Annotated in this window: 13 protein-coding genes and 5 tRNA genes; 5 read left to right on the top strand and 13 right to left on the bottom strand. The window is 38.0% G+C overall.

The window, feature by feature from the left end:
- The first annotated feature begins 121 nt into the window (after positions 1-121).
- Positions 122-1417 carry a serine/threonine protein kinase gene (locus E7274_RS12160; protein ID WP_304176253.1) on the top strand — a complete coding sequence of 432 codons (1296 nt, stop codon included), beginning with the start codon at positions 122-124 and terminating at the stop codon, positions 1415-1417.
- On the top strand, positions 1395-2024 hold the full coding sequence (locus tag E7274_RS12155) for a hypothetical protein (RefSeq protein ID WP_304176251.1): 630 nt from the start codon (positions 1395-1397) through the stop codon (positions 2022-2024). The genes E7274_RS12160 and E7274_RS12155 overlap by 23 nt, the downstream gene beginning before the upstream one ends.
- A 152-nt stretch (positions 2025-2176) precedes the next feature.
- Here the strand turns inward: E7274_RS12155 and dnaB are convergent, their stop codons facing one another.
- From dnaB to E7274_RS12140, 3 genes are read right to left on the bottom strand one after another with little or no spacing between them, the layout of a single operon-like run.
- Positions 2177-3529, bottom strand: a complete 1353-nt coding sequence (gene dnaB, locus E7274_RS12150) for a replicative DNA helicase (protein ID WP_044936727.1) — start codon at positions 3527-3529, stop codon at positions 2177-2179.
- A gap of 16 nt (positions 3530-3545) precedes the next feature.
- Positions 3546-3992 (bottom strand): 50S ribosomal protein L9, encoded by a 447-nt coding sequence (gene rplI, locus E7274_RS12145; RefSeq protein ID WP_090482427.1) that lies wholly within the window; start codon positions 3990-3992, stop codon positions 3546-3548.
- Entirely contained in the window at positions 3989-6046 is a 2058-nt protein-coding gene (locus tag E7274_RS12140; RefSeq protein ID WP_044936731.1) for a DHH family phosphoesterase, read from the bottom strand. The genes rplI and E7274_RS12140 overlap by 4 nt, the downstream gene beginning before the upstream one ends.
- Positions 6047-6340: 294 nt before the next feature.
- On the opposite strand from E7274_RS12140, the gene E7274_RS12135 reads away from it, so the two are divergent.
- Both E7274_RS12135 and E7274_RS12130 read left to right on the top strand, forming a co-directional pair.
- On the top strand, positions 6341-7447 hold the full coding sequence (locus E7274_RS12135) for an ABC transporter ATP-binding protein (protein ID WP_304176250.1): 1107 nt from the start codon (positions 6341-6343) through the stop codon (positions 7445-7447).
- A 66-nt stretch (positions 7448-7513) separates the two neighbouring features.
- The gene (locus tag E7274_RS12130; RefSeq protein ID WP_304176248.1) at positions 7514-8407 is read left to right on the top strand and encodes a PucR family transcriptional regulator; all 894 of its coding nucleotides are present in this window, start codon (positions 7514-7516) and stop codon (positions 8405-8407) included.
- Positions 8408-8554: 147 nt separating this feature from the next.
- On the opposite strand, the gene E7274_RS12125 is transcribed toward E7274_RS12130, so the two are convergent.
- From E7274_RS12125 to E7274_RS12110, 4 genes are all read right to left on the bottom strand, one after another.
- Entirely contained in the window at positions 8555-9493 is a 939-nt protein-coding gene (locus E7274_RS12125) for a transketolase family protein (RefSeq protein WP_044936737.1), read from the bottom strand.
- Positions 9493-10320 (bottom strand): transketolase, encoded by an 828-nt coding sequence (locus tag E7274_RS12120; RefSeq protein WP_074792119.1) that lies wholly within the window; start codon positions 10318-10320, stop codon positions 9493-9495. Before E7274_RS12120 ends, E7274_RS12125 begins: the two co-directional genes overlap by 1 nt.
- Positions 10321-10356: 36 nt before the next feature.
- On the bottom strand, positions 10357-11784 hold the full coding sequence (locus tag E7274_RS12115; RefSeq protein WP_304176246.1) for an ATP-binding protein: 1428 nt from the start codon (positions 11782-11784) through the stop codon (positions 10357-10359).
- Between the two features lie 249 nt (positions 11785-12033).
- Positions 12034-13467 carry a radical SAM protein gene (locus E7274_RS12110; RefSeq protein ID WP_304176244.1) on the bottom strand — a complete coding sequence of 478 codons (1434 nt, stop codon included), beginning with the start codon at positions 13465-13467 and terminating at the stop codon, positions 12034-12036.
- A gap of 273 nt (positions 13468-13740) precedes the next feature.
- Between E7274_RS12110 and E7274_RS12105 the strand changes: the two genes are divergently transcribed.
- Entirely contained in the window at positions 13741-14739 is a 999-nt protein-coding gene (locus E7274_RS12105; RefSeq protein ID WP_304176242.1) for a zinc dependent phospholipase C family protein, read from the top strand.
- Here the strand turns inward: E7274_RS12105 and E7274_RS12100 are convergent.
- From E7274_RS12100 to E7274_RS12075, 6 genes are all read right to left on the bottom strand, one after another.
- Positions 14736-15668 (bottom strand): D-2-hydroxyacid dehydrogenase, encoded by a 933-nt coding sequence (locus E7274_RS12100; RefSeq protein ID WP_304176240.1) that lies wholly within the window; start codon positions 15666-15668, stop codon positions 14736-14738. The two genes, E7274_RS12105 and E7274_RS12100, sit on opposite strands and share 4 nt — an antisense overlap.
- A gap of 64 nt (positions 15669-15732) precedes the next feature.
- A tRNA-Phe gene (locus tag E7274_RS12095) sits at positions 15733-15805 on the bottom strand.
- Positions 15806-15811: 6 nt separating this feature from the next.
- Positions 15812-15885 (bottom strand) — tRNA-Met (locus E7274_RS12090).
- A 13-nt stretch (positions 15886-15898) separates the two neighbouring features.
- A tRNA-Tyr gene (locus E7274_RS12085) sits at positions 15899-15980 on the bottom strand.
- Positions 15981-16005: 25 nt separating this feature from the next.
- A tRNA-Val gene (locus E7274_RS12080) sits at positions 16006-16078 on the bottom strand.
- 22 nt (positions 16079-16100) lie between these two features.
- A tRNA-Asp gene (locus E7274_RS12075) sits at positions 16101-16174 on the bottom strand.
- Between the last annotated feature and the right edge of the window lie 91 nt (positions 16175-16265).

Raw genomic sequence — 16265 nt, 5'->3', positions numbered from 1 at the left:
TTTTTCTTAAGTGGTTTGTTATAAAAAGAAAATAATTTTCAAATTTATGCTTGCAATATAATTTATTCTGTGATATAAACTTGTCTGCGAGATGCCTTTCCGAAAGGAAGGAGCTGATAGATTGATACCAAAAGGTATTGAAGACAAGTACGAAGTCATTCGTATACTGCAAGAAACAGCAGCTACCGCAGTATTACTTGTCAATTATAAGTCGATAGGAGCATTAAGAATTCTTAAAGCCATTCACAAGGCGAGTCCTAATGCACACAGCATCCTATCCGAAGCACATCTTTTACAAGGGATTAAATCATCCCGAATACCCACCATTTTTAGTGTAGAAGATACAAATGATATGTACTACCTAGTTGAGGAATTTATTGAAGGAATTTCCCTCAGGGAGTATCTGTTACAAACTAAGTTATCTAAAGAAGAGCTATATAGATTGGCCATTGAAGTATGCCATATCTTTGAAGCGTTGCATTCTGCAGAACCGGAGCCTGTGCTTTACAGGGATTTAAAGCCAGAGCATCTTATTTTGCAGGGTGATAAACTACGCCTTATTGACTTTGGTATTGCTATAAAAAAGTCTCAGTCGGCTACGGCTATGCCCTTAGGCACAAAAAATTGGGCCGCACCTGAACAGTTAAAAGGCCAAAAGCTTGATGAGCGTTGTGATATATACAGCGTTGGAAAGATAATCGAGTTTTTGCAGATTAATAGTTATGCAAAAGATGATTTCAGGTTGAAAAAACTAGTAGATAAAGCCACTGCTGCAAATCCATCTGATAGGCACAATTCTATCAGTGAATTAAAGTCACAGTTGCTAAAACTACAGGGAGTTAGAGCTAATGAAAATACGGAATCAGGCATTCTCGATAGGAAAATAGCCGTGATTGGAGCCGATTGTGGAGTCGGAACCACTCATATCGCTATTAATCTATGTCGCTATCTTAATAGCAAACATATAGAAACATACTACAAAGATTTTGAAAAAAACACTGTTCATCATCTTTGGGAACATTTCAAAGACAGCCACGTTAGGTCAGGTGTTTTATACCACAAAAACTTTAGAGGCATTCTAAATTATGGGGATGCCATAGAAAGTTACACACCTCCAAAAGGTCTTTATGTCCTGGACTGTGGTACTAATGACAAATACATTTCAGATGCTCAAATTATATTTTATATAGTAAGTGCATCTCCTTGGAAAACTATAAATTATCCATATTGGATCAAGGATAAAACTGTTTATGTTATTTCTAATTTTTCTAACAAACTTTTTTCCTTGAAACTTGCAAAGGATTTACATAAAAAGGTTTTCATGTATCCATCAAATAAGTGGTCTTTGAGTTTATCTAAGGATGAAGATAGATTTTTTTCTATGGTTCTGAAGAATGAAAAGGATTTTACTGTTTAAACACTGGCTTAATAAGTCAACAAAAAATAAATTCGAAAAAAATAAAAAGATATCTGTTACAGCGGTTTCTCATAAGCTTGGTGTCACTCACTTGTGCCTTTGTTTAGCAAATTTTTTAAGCTCTGGGCTTAAAAAGCCGGTTCTTTATATTGAAATTTCTGATGATAGCCAACTATTGGGATTTGTTGGAGAACATCAAATGAAATATAAAGACATCACTTGCTACAAATATATGGATGTTGTTTACGCTTTGGGATGTAACACATCTGTTGCCAGCTATCTCATTAACGAATGGGATGGATATGTGATTGTGGATTTTGACAAGCTTACTCCAGAAAACGCTTCTATTTACAACCAGTGTGATAAACAATTTTTGATAGGTTCTATTATGCCTTGGTGTAAACGAGACGTTTACAGATTTATAAATAATATGGAAGGAGTAGTAGATATGAAAAATATTGGGTTTTTAACCAAATCAAATGAAGTTAATGATAAAGCGTTATTTAATATAAAGAAATATGATTCTATTCAAGGCCTCCCTATCATAAACAATCCTTTTCGTTTGAAAGAATCAGACTTTGAAGCATTGTTTCAATTAATAGAGTAGCTGCGGGGAATGAGTTATGCGAGTATTACTCTGATAAAGGACTCCAGTATCGTCAAATTGAAGTTCTTCAAGAAAAAGACAAATAAAAATGAATTAAAAATTGAAAATATATTAGAGTACAAAAATAGAGGGCGAAATATCGCCCTCTTATTTTATTCATCATGGTTTGCATACTGGCTTCTGTCGCGGTTTGCGAATCTTGTGTATTCTGGGAGCCATGTAAGCTCGATAGTTCCGATAGGACCGTTACGTTGTTTAGCAACGATGATTTCTGAAACATTTTTTAATTCTGTATCGTGGTTATAGTAATCATCACGGTAAATGAACATAACCACGTCGGCATCCTGCTCGATGGCTCCGGATTCACGCAAATCCGACATCATAGGTCTGTGGTCAGGACGCTGCTCAACCGCACGGGAAAGCTGTGATAGTGCTATAACAGGTACGTTTAGCTCACGGGCAAGTCCCTTTAGTGAACGTGAAATATCTGAGATTTCCTGCTGTCTACTTTCTGATTTACCGTTACCAGACATCAACTGTAAGTAGTCGATGATAATAATAGACAAGCCAAATTCCATTTTGAACTTTCTACATTTGCTTCGAAGCTCACCAATTGAAATACCTGGTGTATCATCAATAATAAGCTTTGAGTTACCGATTTTACCAGCACCTTCGATGAGGTTTTCCCAATCTGCCTCCTGAAGATTACCTGTTCTAAGCTTTTGCGCATCTACTCTTGACTCCAGAGCAAAAAGACGGTTAACCAATTGCTCCTTTGACATTTCCAGTGAGAATATTGCTGCACAAAGATGCTCGTGAATAGTGATGTGCTGTGCCAGGTTAAGAACGAAGGCTGTTTTACCCATTGAAGGACGGGCCGCAATAAGGATAAGATCCGAAGGCTGAAGTCCAGCAGTCTGTCTATCCAAATCGATAAATCCTGTTGGGATACCTGTAACTACACCCTTCTGCTTTGAAGCCTGTTCAATCTTTGCGATTGCATTCATAACAACCTGACGGATTGGAACATAGTCTGTGTTACCTCTGTTCTGAACCAATGAGAAAATATCTCTTTCAGTCTGGTTCAAAATAGTATCAACATCATCAGTGCCTTCAAAGCACATGTTCTCTATTTTTTGATTTACTTTAATTACGTTTCTAAGTACTGCCTTATCTTTTACGATATTAGCGTAGCTTTTAGCATTGACTGTGGTTGGTACTCCAAGTACAAGCTCCTGGATGAATTCCAACGAAGCAAATTCCGGTGGAACCCCCTTTTCTTTAAGCTTATTTTGAAGAGTAACCTCATCAACAGGCTCGCCAGCATTAAATAGTTCTACGATTGCTTCAAAAAGCATTCCGTACTGCTGATGATAAAAATCGTCTTTGATGAGGATTTCTGAACACTCAACAATTACATCTCTATCAACAATCATTGAACCGATTACTGACTGCTCCGCCTCCAAAGAGTTGGGCATTTGTCTGCGAATTACATCTTCCATTATGTATTCTTTCCTTTATTTATTGTTCTGAAACATGTACACGAAGTGTTGCTGTTACCTTTGGATGAAGCTTTACCTTTACCTCGTATGTTCCAAGGGATCTGATTGGATCATCAAGAACAATTTTCTTTTTGTCGATTTCTTTGCCGTACTGCTTCTTTGCAGCCTCAGCGATTTCTTTTGTTGAAACAGATCCGAAGGTTCTTCCGCCCTCACCTGTTTTAATCTTTGTTTCTACTTTCCACTCTGCAATTTCTTTTTCAAATGCAAGTGCTGCCTCATAGTTTTCCTGAGCGACTTTTTCATCGTGTTTATTCTGAAGCTTAAGGTCATTAAGTGCTGCGTTTGTTGCCTCTACTCCAAGCTTTTTCTTGAAGAGCATATTTCTTGCGTAGCCTTCGCTAACCTCTACAACCTCACCTTTTTTACCAAGTGACTTAACGTCTGAAAGAAGTATTACTTTCATAGCCTAATTTCTCCTTCTTCTAGCATTTTATCTATTGTTGCTTCAAGGTCCTCACGAACCTCATCAAGTGTACGATTTTGAATCTGGGCTCCTGCAATATTTACATGTCCACCACCACCCAGGCGGGCCATAATACTCTGAACATCGATTTCATCGATTGAACGAGAACTGATGTAAATCTTGTCCATATATTTTGTCAAAACAAATGACGCTTTAATACCTACGATATTAAGAAGCTCGTTAGCTGCCTGAGCGCCAACTACTGTTGGGCTTTCAAGATTTCCATCTGGCTCGCATTCTGCAATGGCAAATGCATCTCTGTATACTGCTGCATTTCTAACGATTTCTGCGCGTGCCTTGTATGTCTCCATATTTTCACGAAGCATCTTTCTAACTCTAGTAACTTCTGCTCCATTTCTACGGAGGAAGGCAGCTGCCTCAAATGTACGAACACCAGTCTTTGTCATAAAGTTGTTTGTATCAATCAAGATACCTGCATAAATACAATCAGCCTCAGTTGGGTTGATATTGATTTTCTCTGCGAAATACTGAAGCACCTCGGCAATCATCTCACTTGCAGATGATGCATAAGGCTCGATGTAAGAGAGAATTGGATTTTCAATAATCTCCTCCACCTGTCTGTGGTGGTCAATTACAACGATATTTTTGTTTTTATATAGAAGTCCTGGACATTCTACATAGCTTGGTCTGTTGGTATCAACAACCATAATAAGCGTGTTTTCATTGCAAAGATTGAGTGCCTGCTCACTTGTGATGAACATGTCATCTGGGTACTCGCCCTTTTCTGTAAAGCTCTCAACTACTGGACGCATAGAGCTTGTGATTGTATCAATAACGATATTTACAGGCTTTCCAATTTCTCGACCTGCGCAGAACACACCAACTGATGCTCCTAAGCAGTCTGCATCAGAAAGATTGTGTCCCATAACGATGATTCTTTCTCTTGTTTCCATGAGCTCGCGAAGGGCCTGTGCCTTAACTCTGGCCTTAACACGAGTTGAACGCTCCACTTCCTTACCATGAGTACCATAATAAGAAACGTCCTGTCCATTCTTAACAACTACCTGACATCCGCCACGAGCAAGAGCAAGATCAATTGCAACATGCGCATACTGAGCCTTTTGATTGTAGTTGTCGCTTCCAAGTCCGATACCAATACTTACTGTGATATCTTTATCATTTCCCATCTTAATTCCAGTAATATCTTCCACGATAGAGAATTTATCATCCTCGAAGTTCTTGAGATATTTGTGCTGGAACATGATGAGGTATTTGTCTTTTTCAAGACGGCTGACTATTGCATCAGCTTCGCCAAAGTATTTGTTAATCTTTCTATCAAGGAGTGCTAAAAGCATTGAGCGCTTTGCATTCTCTACCTGATCAAATACTTCATCGTAATTGTCTACATAAAGAAGGGCCATTACCATGCCCTGGTCATTGATTTTGGCTTTTGTAGCTTGAATATCTGTCTCATCAAACAAGATGATAGCTACTAATCCATCAGTAACTTCATCCATATTAGCAACAAGATTGCTGCCCTGAAGAGGCTCGGTCATATCAAGTCGCTGAAGACATGCTAAATACTTTCTTTCATTATATTCAATATGAATATCGAAGTTGTCGTCCTTAGCATGGTCGATTCCTTCACGTGTGATTTCTGAGAATATGCTTGTGATTGATTTATTGTAAGTTTTGTTTTTATCTACAAGCTGACAAAACTCCTCATTCATCCACATGATTCTTCCAGTAGAATCTAGCAATACATATGGCAATCTAAAGTTCTTTAAAAGCTCCTTTTGGACTGTTCCATAATGAACTGCATATTCAATTATTGTGTTTTTAAAGGATTTAAGATTTGCCTTGTAATATGCAAAGCAGGCTACACCATAAACTAGAACAAAGATAAGTGTTATGCCGGCTGCCTTTGGATTTACAAAGCTTAGAATGATACAACCTATTAAAAAAATAATAAGCATGTACAGAGGGAATCTCAGATATCTTTTCAGACGATTCCTATACTTTAATGCTTCCATAATATTCTCCCGATTAGTCAATTCTCTACTATCATCAGATAGTTACCTCAATTCTACCTTTGGCATGTATTATATCATATCACATCCAGTTTTATATAATTTATTATCCAAGTATGGAATATGTGCTCAATTCATACAGGGCTATTTTGTATATATTTCACAGCCCGTTGTTAAAATAACGAAACGTTTTTGTATTTTTTGGTTATTCTAACATTGTTCACAGTTTAACCATTTTTTATAATTTTAGATAGTTCAGGGGGGAACCCTAATTTTTCAAAGAGAGGATATTTTATTATGGCAGACATTTCATTAAAAAACATTAATAAGGTTTATCCAAATGGCTTCCAGGCTGTTAAGGATTTCAACCTTGAGATTAAGGATCAGGAATTCATCATTTTCGTAGGACCTTCTGGTTGTGGTAAGTCTACAACACTTCGTATGATCGCAGGTCTTGAGGAAATTTCTTCAGGTGAACTTCTCATCGACGGAAAGCTTATGAACGACGTAGAGCCTAAGGACAGAGATATCGCAATGGTATTCCAGAACTACGCTCTTTATCCACATATGACAGTTTACGATAACATGGCATTTGGTCTTAAGCTTCGTAAAGTACCAAAGGACGAAATCGATAAGAAGGTACGTGAAGCTGCTAAGATCCTTGACCTTGAGAAGCTTCTTGATAGAAAGCCAAAGGCTCTTTCAGGTGGTCAGAGACAGCGTGTTGCTATGGGTCGTGCAATCGTTCGTAACCCTAAGGTATTCCTTATGGATGAGCCTCTTTCAAACCTTGATGCAAAGCTTCGTGTTCAGATGAGAACAGAGATTTCTAAGCTTCATGATTCACTCGGAGCTACAATGATCTACGTTACACATGATCAGACAGAGGCTATGACACTTGGTACAAGAATCGTAGTTATGAAGGACGGTGTTGTTCAGCAGATCGATACACCTGCAAACCTTTACCAGAAGCCATGCAACCTCTTCGTTGCTGGATTCATCGGTTCACCACAGATGAACTTCCTCAATGGTACACTTAACGCTGATTGCTCAGCTATCCAGGTTAACGGTGCTACAATCCAGATTCCACCAGCAAAGACAAAGGCTCTTTCAGAGAAGAACTACGGTGGTAAGGAAGTAATCCTTGGTATCCGTCCAGAGGATATTCATGATTCTCAGATTTACGTTGATACACAGTCTTCTTCAGTTATCGAAGCTAAGATTTCTGTATACGAGCTTCTTGGTGCAGAGGTTTACTTATACTTCGATTATGCTGGAACTCAGGTTACAGCAAGAGTTGACCCACGTACAACAGCTAGAGGTGGCGACACAGTTAAGTTTGCTCTTGATATGGAGAAGGCTCACTTCTTCGATAAGGACACAGAGCTTACAATTGCTAACTAATCAATTGATTAGTCCAATTTAATGATTTAAAATGGAGGTATCTTTTTGAAAGGTACCTCTTTTTTTATGAATTTCGATGATAAAAAGGAAAAATTACTAGAACAATTATCAAAGGCTACAGGCATTAATTTTCAAATCACTGATTCAGAATTATCAGATGAGGAAACCGTTAATAAATTAAAAGAAATGGTTGTCCGCTTTAATGTGCTGGACTCGAAGAGCTCTTTTTATAGGGCCTATTTAACCAGAGAGCTTTCCTACTCTGATGCAGCCGCTTACATTCATCGCTTTCATATTGATGAAAATGCCATCCGTATGCTTTTCTATTTGGAAAGTCAGGTTGATTATCCAAAGGAAGCCGTGTCGTTATTGAAGAGTTTATTGCCTGATTCCCAGGATGCTTTGGTTCAAATAGATTCAAAGCACATTGCGATAATCGTCCACTTCGACACTATTCCATCTGACGAGGATATCCTTCAGTACTGCAATGAGTTCTTGGATATGTTAGAGTCAGAAGCATTTTTGAGTTTTAAGGTTTCTTACGATTTGCCTATAAGCAAATTCACTGAGTTACCTAATTCTTATAAAGATATTGTTTTGGCTATGCATATTGGAAATATATTCAGAAGCTCTGACCACGTATATTCATACAGCACCATGGGTCTGGGACGTTTGCTTTACAATATTCCTGAGGATGAAGTTGAAACATATCTAAACAACCATATTAATATCGACATTTTAGCGCAGCTTGACGTGGAAACTTTAAACCTTTTAGAGGCATTTTTCGATAATGATTTGTCACTTGCCGAGACTTCCCGCAAAATGTTCATTCATCGAAATACCTTGATATATCGTCTGGATAAATTCGCCGATTTGACTGGATATGACGTAAGAAAATTCAGCGATGCCATCACCGTGAAGCTGTCACTGATGCTCTACAACTACATTCGTAGTCGATAAATAAGAATTATCATTTAAGTTAATACAGAACATAAAAATAGCCAATTAGTAGGCATCAAGCTCTGAGGTTACTCAAGCGAGACATGTTGTCGAGCGGAGTAACTCTCAGGCTTGTAGCTGTAACTAATTGGCTTTAATTATACTTGATTATACAAATGCTTTAATCTGCTTGTAGATTCCTTCGGCGTCGAGCTCATACTTAGCGAGAAGCTTAACAGCTGGACCTGACTCACCGAATGTATCCTTTACGCCGATGCGAAGCATCTTTGTAGGGCACTTCTCTGAAAGAACTTCTGCAACAGCTCCACCAAGACCACCGATAACTGAATGCTCTTCTACTGTTACAACCTTGCCAGTCTTAGATGCGCTCTTTACGATAAGATCTGCATCGATAGGCTTGATTGTGTGGATATTGATAACCTCTGCATCAATTCCGTCTTCAGCAAGCTTCTTTGCAGCTTCAAGTGATTCATTAACCTCAAGACCTGTAGCAATGATTGTAAGGTCCTTGCCCTCTTTAAGAACAACACCCTTACCAATTTCAAACTTATAATCTGGTCTGTCGTTGATTACAGGTACTGCAAGACGTCCAAAACGAAGATAAACTGGACCATCCATCTTGTAAGCAGCCTCTACAGCAGCCTTTGCTTCAACATCATCAGAAGGATTGATGATAGTCATGCCTGGGATTGTACGCATAAGAGCGATATCCTCGTTACACTGATGTGAAGCACCGTCCTCACCTACTGAAATACCAGCGTGAGTTGCACCAATCTTTACATTGAGGTGTGGGTAACCAACTGAGTTACGTACCTGCTCGAAAGCACGTCCTGCTGCAAACATTGCAAATGATGAGCAGAATGGAACCTTTCCTGTGCTAGCAAGACCTGCTGCAATACCAACCATGTTTGACTCTGCAATACCACAGTCAATATGGCGCTCAGGAAATGCCTTCTTAAAAATACCTGTCTTTGTAGCCTCTGCAAGGTCAGCATCAAGAACTACTAAATTGTCATATTTCTCACCTAAAGCAACGAGAGCGTTACCGTAGCTCTCACGAGTTGCGATTTTCTTAACATCTGCCATTACTCTTCACCTGCTTTCTTTAATTCTTCCATAGCGATAGCATACTCCTCGTCGTTAGGAGCTTTTCCGTGCCATCCTACCTGGTTCTCCATAAATGAAACACCCTTGCCCTTTACTGTCTTCATAACGATTGCAGTAGGCTGTCCTTTTGTTTCTCTTGCTTCTTTGAAAGCAGCGCGAAGCTGATCAAAATCATTTCCATCTGCAACTTCTACTACGTGGAAGTTGAATGCTCTGAATTTGTCTGGAATTGGATATGGGCTGTTTACGTCCTCGATACGTCCATCAATCTGAAGACCGTTGTTGTCTACGATTACGCAAAGGTTATCAAGCTTCTTTGCAGCTGCGAACATAGCAGCTTCCCATACCTGACCTTCCTGGATTTCACCATCTCCAAGAAGTGTATAAACTCTATAAGATTCATTAGAGAGTTTTGCTGAAAGAGCCATACCTGTTGCTACAGAAATTCCCTGGCCAAGTGAACCTGATGATGCATCAATACCTGGTGTATGCTGCACACATGGATGTCCCTGTAAGTGACTTCCAATGCTACGAAGGCCCTTTAAATCCTCAACTGGGAAGAAGCCTCTCTGCGCAAGTGTAGCATAAAGACCTGGTGCTGTGTGTCCCTTTGAAAGCACGAATCTATCTCTGTCTGCCTTCTTTGGATTCTTTGGATCGATATTCATCTCCTCAAAGTAGAGATATGTAAATACCTCTGTTGCTGAAAGAGATCCGCCTGGATGTCCAGCTTTTGCAGCATGAACACCTTCAATGATTCCCTTGCGGACTTCAATAGCAGTTTTTACTAGCTCTTGATTTGTCATTTTTCTCCTCCTAAAATCATTGGGTAAAACCTATAATTATCTCATTTCATCCAACGTAATCAACATAATGTTTTTGATTGCTGATGAAATGGTGATAGCATTTTCATGGAAGCCTGCATTAGAAAATACCAAATAAAATGCATCTCCCTGTCTGTGAAGCTGCTTTGTTTTTTCAATTAATGACTTTAATTGAGCAACTTCTATTGGCTCATGGATATAATAGCACTGGGCAAAAATCGTAGCTGACTTGCCATCACATTTTCCAAGTGATACCAAATCAAATCCGTCTGTGGTTCCTGCTTCATCGTCATTAACCCACCAGTTTCCAATCTCTTCGATTGTAAATGGAAGAAGGTTATTATCGCTTCTATCTCGTAAGTATTCAGCACATATTTTGATGAATACTTCCTTCATATAGTCATCAATATCTGCTTTGATTGTGTCCCAAAGCTCATCAACCTGACCTGAAATATATAAATTGTAGTTTGCAACAATGTGCTTGTACCAGAATAATGTGCTGGTATTAACTATCGAATAACGAGTTTTCTTTCTATTTGTAATCTCAGTGATTGCTGTATCCTTTGTACAAACACCAATCGACATTAGTGAGTTCAAGTAAGGAACCACAACATCCTTTGGCTTTTCAACCTCTGCTGAAATCTGATTAACTCTATTTAATCCCTTGGCAAGTGTCGCAAGCATATAGTTGTAATATGATAGCTCACGAAGCTCAGTAGCCATAACCTGCTCCGGATTCAAACCAAGATTGCAATTCTTATCCAAAAACAGCTTGTACGCCACTTCTTTTATTTTATCTTCACCATGTATTGGACTGATGCCGTACATATCGTACCCGTCTATTCCAAGTAGTGCTGCTGTGCGTACCAGGTTGTATGGAATACCGCCTGTAATGCCATATAAAAATGCAGCTTCCTTCGGACTAGCATCTGCGAAAAACTCGCAAGAGTCATAAAATCCAAGTGGCTGAACCACTAAATCAAGTGTTATATCGTTTTTCCAAAGGGCCTTTTTGCCCTTTATGTATTTATCAACAAGCATAAACGCATCGGAACATAGAATGAGCTTAACTGGTAATTTCTTCCATTCTCCGACTATATATTCATGAAGTTTTTTATCAAAATCTGGATCTGACTTAACAATATGAGGGTATTGGTCAATGATGATAAGCTGCTTAGATTTTGCAGCCCTCTTAGAAATTTCTTGGCAAAATGCCTCCCCATCAAGAACAGTTGACGAGCCTATAGTTTTGCTAATCTGCTCAAACTGATGCTTAGCAGTAGTCTCGTAAGCCTCGAAAAAAATGGCTTCTTTATCCTTTGCAAACTCTCTTAATAGAGCTGTCTTTCCAACCCCCAATTGGCCAGAAACAACTGCAACGGATGCTTCTTCTCCCTCATAAAATCCATTTAGTTTTTCAATTTCTGATTTGCGTCCTTTAAACATAACACCTCTCCTTTACACACTAACTAGCGTGCAAATCCATGGTATCACGTTTCAACTATGGATGCAATATTCTGAAAATATTAAGATTTAATTTTTATTATTCTAAACTATTTTATAATAATCTTTAATAACCTTTCTTTACTTTAGCATTATCTCTTATTTTTATCAACTATGCATTCTCTTTTTTTACCTTATAATGGCTAAAAAAAGACCTGACAGCTGTTCTCTGTCAGGTCTAAAGCATCTTTATTAATTTACTTTATATGCATATCCCTTTTCTTCTGCATTTGCATAATTAATATATCCTTTTTGTCTGTATGGATGCTCTTCCCAAAGCTTATCTGCTGTTGGCTTCCAGTTTGCTGCATATTCTGCGCACTTTTCACATAAATGCTCAACAGGCTCTTCCTGCTCAACATCTGTAGAATGAGCACCTGAACGCTTAACCATCTCTTGAAGAAGTTCTGGATTTTCAAGCATAGGACAAGGTCTAAGCATATTATCATTAAATGGCTGTCCCTTTCTGTACTCCATGAATAATGGCTGCTTTAAGCACTCAATAAGAGATTTTTCACGAATATTTGCACCAGAATAATGTATAAATACGCATGGCTCTACATCGCCCTTTGGATTAATATGGCAATAGTTTCTACCACCAGCGATGCATCCACCAACAAACTCTCCGTCATTCTGGAAGTCCATGACATAGATTTCCTTACCGCCTTCACGGCCACGAACTTCACGAAGTCTATGATAAATGTACTCTCTTTGCTCTGGAGAAGGCATTAATTCTGGAGAAGCCTTCATTCCAACTGGCATAAGATGGAAATACCAAGCAAATCTTGATCCATGTTCAATCAACAAATCAAAAAATTCATCAGAAGTTACTGAATCCATATTCTTTGATGTATAGCAAACTGAATTACCGAAAATCAATCCATTTTCATGGAGTAGATCCATAGCATGAATTACCTTTGCGAATACACCTTCACCACGGCGGAAATCATTTGCATCTTCAAAGCCTTCAAGAGAGATTGAAAGTGATAAATTTCCTACTCTCTTCATTTCATCACAGAATGCCTGATCTACAAGTGTACCATTAGTATAGCTATGGAATGCACAATCATTATGCTTCTCGCAAAGCTTGATAATATCAGCCTTTCTAACAAGTGGTTCGCCACCAGTTAACATATAGAAGTAAATTCCAAGTTCCTTACCTTGGGTGACAATGCTGTCTAATTCTTCAAATGTTAAATTAAGTTTATGACCATACTCAGCTGCCCAACATCCTGTGCAACGAAGATTGCAGGCACTTGTTGGATCCATGAGAATCAGCCATGGTATATTACAACCAAATTTTTCTCTATTCTCCCTAATCATCTTGGTACCTTTAAATGCAGCCTGGTATCCAAGATTTAATGCTGTCATTTTTGCAACATGTGGATCTGTTTCAGTTAATAATCGTGTAACATAGTTCATCCACTTAGAGTCTTCTTGATTAATGAGATCTCTAGCTCCTGCAAAAGCAGCTGTACGGAATCCTTTACTACTTCCACCCATCATTTTCTCTGTCATATCAACAATCTTTAATAGGCTTTTCTGTGGATTCTTTTTTACATTCTTCAGAACTTCATCTATAGCCGCACTAAATGCAGCTCTTTCAACATTATCTTTTACTCCCATTTTAGTTCCTCCGTTTCATTTAACCTAACTTTAGTATAGATTCCACAAATTTTTATGCTATATACAAAGTTTTTTCTTTGTTTTTTGATTTATACAATTTTTTTCATATGTATAGGTTTGCTATATAATCTTATTTCACAGTATTTTAGCAATATGTACCACTATATATGGTATTATGGATTTATACCAAGTTATTGCATTTATTGTTCCTTTATCATAAAGGTATTCTAGCTTGGTAAATTCGGGGTAAATTTTTTTGTATTGGGAGAATATATGCCAGGTTTTATTACTCATTTAACTTTCGGGGAACAATGTATATCATTCATCGAATCTGACGATACTAAGAATCTGATTGAAAAACATCAGACATGTTTTGGATTGGGCCTTCAAGGGCCTGATATCTTTTTCTATCATATCCCTGCATATGTCTTTTATAAGAAAAATATTGGAAATGTAATGCATAGAGAACGGGTTATGCTGTTTTTTGATTACCTTTTTGATGCAAGAAATAGCTTTGATGATACTCATGATAGACGTATTTGTGATGCTTTTATAATGGGATTTATGGGTCATTATTCATTAGATGTGATTTGCCATCCTTATGTCTACTTTAAAAGTGATCATTTTAATAATCTGAAGAAAAGTGGCGTATATGATTTTGGAAGACATGTTTCTCTAGAAACTGATATAGATCATTTGGTTCTAGATTATTTTAAGCATGTACTCCCTAGTCAATTTGATTATGCTAGAACTGTATCACCTTCAGACAACGAGAAACGAGTTATTACAGAATTGCTTTTTATAAGCATAAACCGAGCTTTCCCAGAATATCACGTACGATATGGAACTATAAAAAATGCTATAAAATCATTTATAAAACTGAATCGATTAATGAATGATCCATCAGGAAAAAAGAAAAAACGCATTCAAAGAATAGAGCACCTATTCTTTAAATGCGATGTTATTTCGTCTATGATTCCCAGCGATACTATTATTAAGTACAATGATCCATGTAATTCATTTAATGCGAATTGGCATAATCCTTGGAATCCTTCAATTAATAGAAACGAAAGTATTTTTGAGTTATTCAATGAAGCTATGCCTGATTTCATAGAACGAATAAACCTTTATATGAAATCCTGCGGTAATACTTCATTCTTTGATTCAGATATCGATACTGTCACTGAAACCAATATGTATCTTCATTATAGAAACAAATTATTAGTAAGTCTCAGTGACAATAGTTATCTATCAGGTTTACCTCTTGATTAATTAAAGTAATCCTTTACCTGATTGTAAATAATCTTCATCAAGCGCTGTCTTGCTTCTACAGCTGCCCACGCAATATGTGGTGTAATGATAAGCTTGTTGCTATCTTTAATATTGCGTAGTGGATTTTCTGGAGACATAGGCTCAACATCAAGTACGTCTAAGCCAGCTCCAGCTATTTGTCCACTCTCAAGTGCGTCCGCAAGGTCTTTTTCCACAACGATTGGACCTCTACCAACATTTATGAGAATGGCACTATTTTTCATCTTTTCAAATGCATTCTTATCCATTAAGTGTAAGGTGTTTTCATCTAAAGGAGCGTGGATAGAGATAACATCTGATGTGGATAACAAAGTGTCAAAATCGACTTCTTTGTAGATATCGCTGTGATTCTTTCCACTAGTAGAATAGTAAACTACATTCGCACCAAGGCAAGTTGCTATTTCTGCCACTCTTTTTCCAATAGCACCTAATCCAATAATGCCCCATGTCTTATTAGCTATTTCGTTAAAATGCATCTCAAAATGTGTAAATAACTTATCATCTACATACTTTTCGCTTTTTACATAATCATCGTAATATCTTAAATGCTCGTATAAGTTTAATAATAATGCAAAAGTATGCTGCGCTACTGCTTCTGTAGAATACCCTGCAACATTTCTCCATTCTATATTTCTCTTAGCTAGATAGTCTTTATCAAGATTATTTGTTCCCGTAGCTGTAACACATACAAGCTTAAGATTATTAGCCTTGCCAATTGTATTTTCATTGATTGGTACTTTATTTATGATAACCACATCGGCATCTACGGTTCTTTCAGCTGCCTCTTCTGGGGTAGAATAATCATATCTAACAACTTCCCCAAATTCATTAAAACAACTTAAATCTATATCTTCACCTATAGATTTTCTGTCTAAGAATACTATTTTCATATTGCCTCCTATAAATACAAAAAAACCTTCAAGCATTATATCTTGAAGGTTTATAAAAAACAAGTGCCCAGAGTCGGAATCGAACCAACGACACGAGGATTTTCAGTCCTCTGCTCTACCAACTGAGCTATCTGGGCACGTAGTTGCGGGAGATGGATTTGAACCACCGACCTCCGGGTTATGAGCCCGGCGAGCTTCCAGACTGCTCCATCCCGCGATATTAAAAAAGATGGGCGGTGGTGGATTCGAACCACCGAAGCAATTTGCAGCAGATTTACAGTCTGTCCCCTTTGGCCACTCGGGAAACCGCCCATATTATAAACTATATTCAATTAAATGGGACCTACAGGGCTCGAACCTGTGACCCCCTGCTTGTAAGGCAGATGCTCTCCCAGCTGAGCTAAGATCCCACAAATAATATAGAACTGGAAACGACCCCAGAGGGACTTGAACCCTCGACCTCCGCCGTGACAGGGCGGCGCTCTAACCAACTGAGCCATGAGGCCATTTAAGGTTATAACAACCTCAAAACTTCACACAGTATTCCGATACTACATATCTTCTTTTTAGAATAAACCTTCGATCTATTAGTATTCA

Origin of the sequence: Pseudobutyrivibrio ruminis (assembly GCF_015057245.1) — a bacterium.
In the GTDB taxonomy this organism is placed as follows: Bacteria; Bacillota; Clostridia; order Lachnospirales; family Lachnospiraceae; genus Pseudobutyrivibrio; species Pseudobutyrivibrio ruminis_E.
This window is presented reverse-complemented; position numbering and strand designations above follow the sequence as displayed.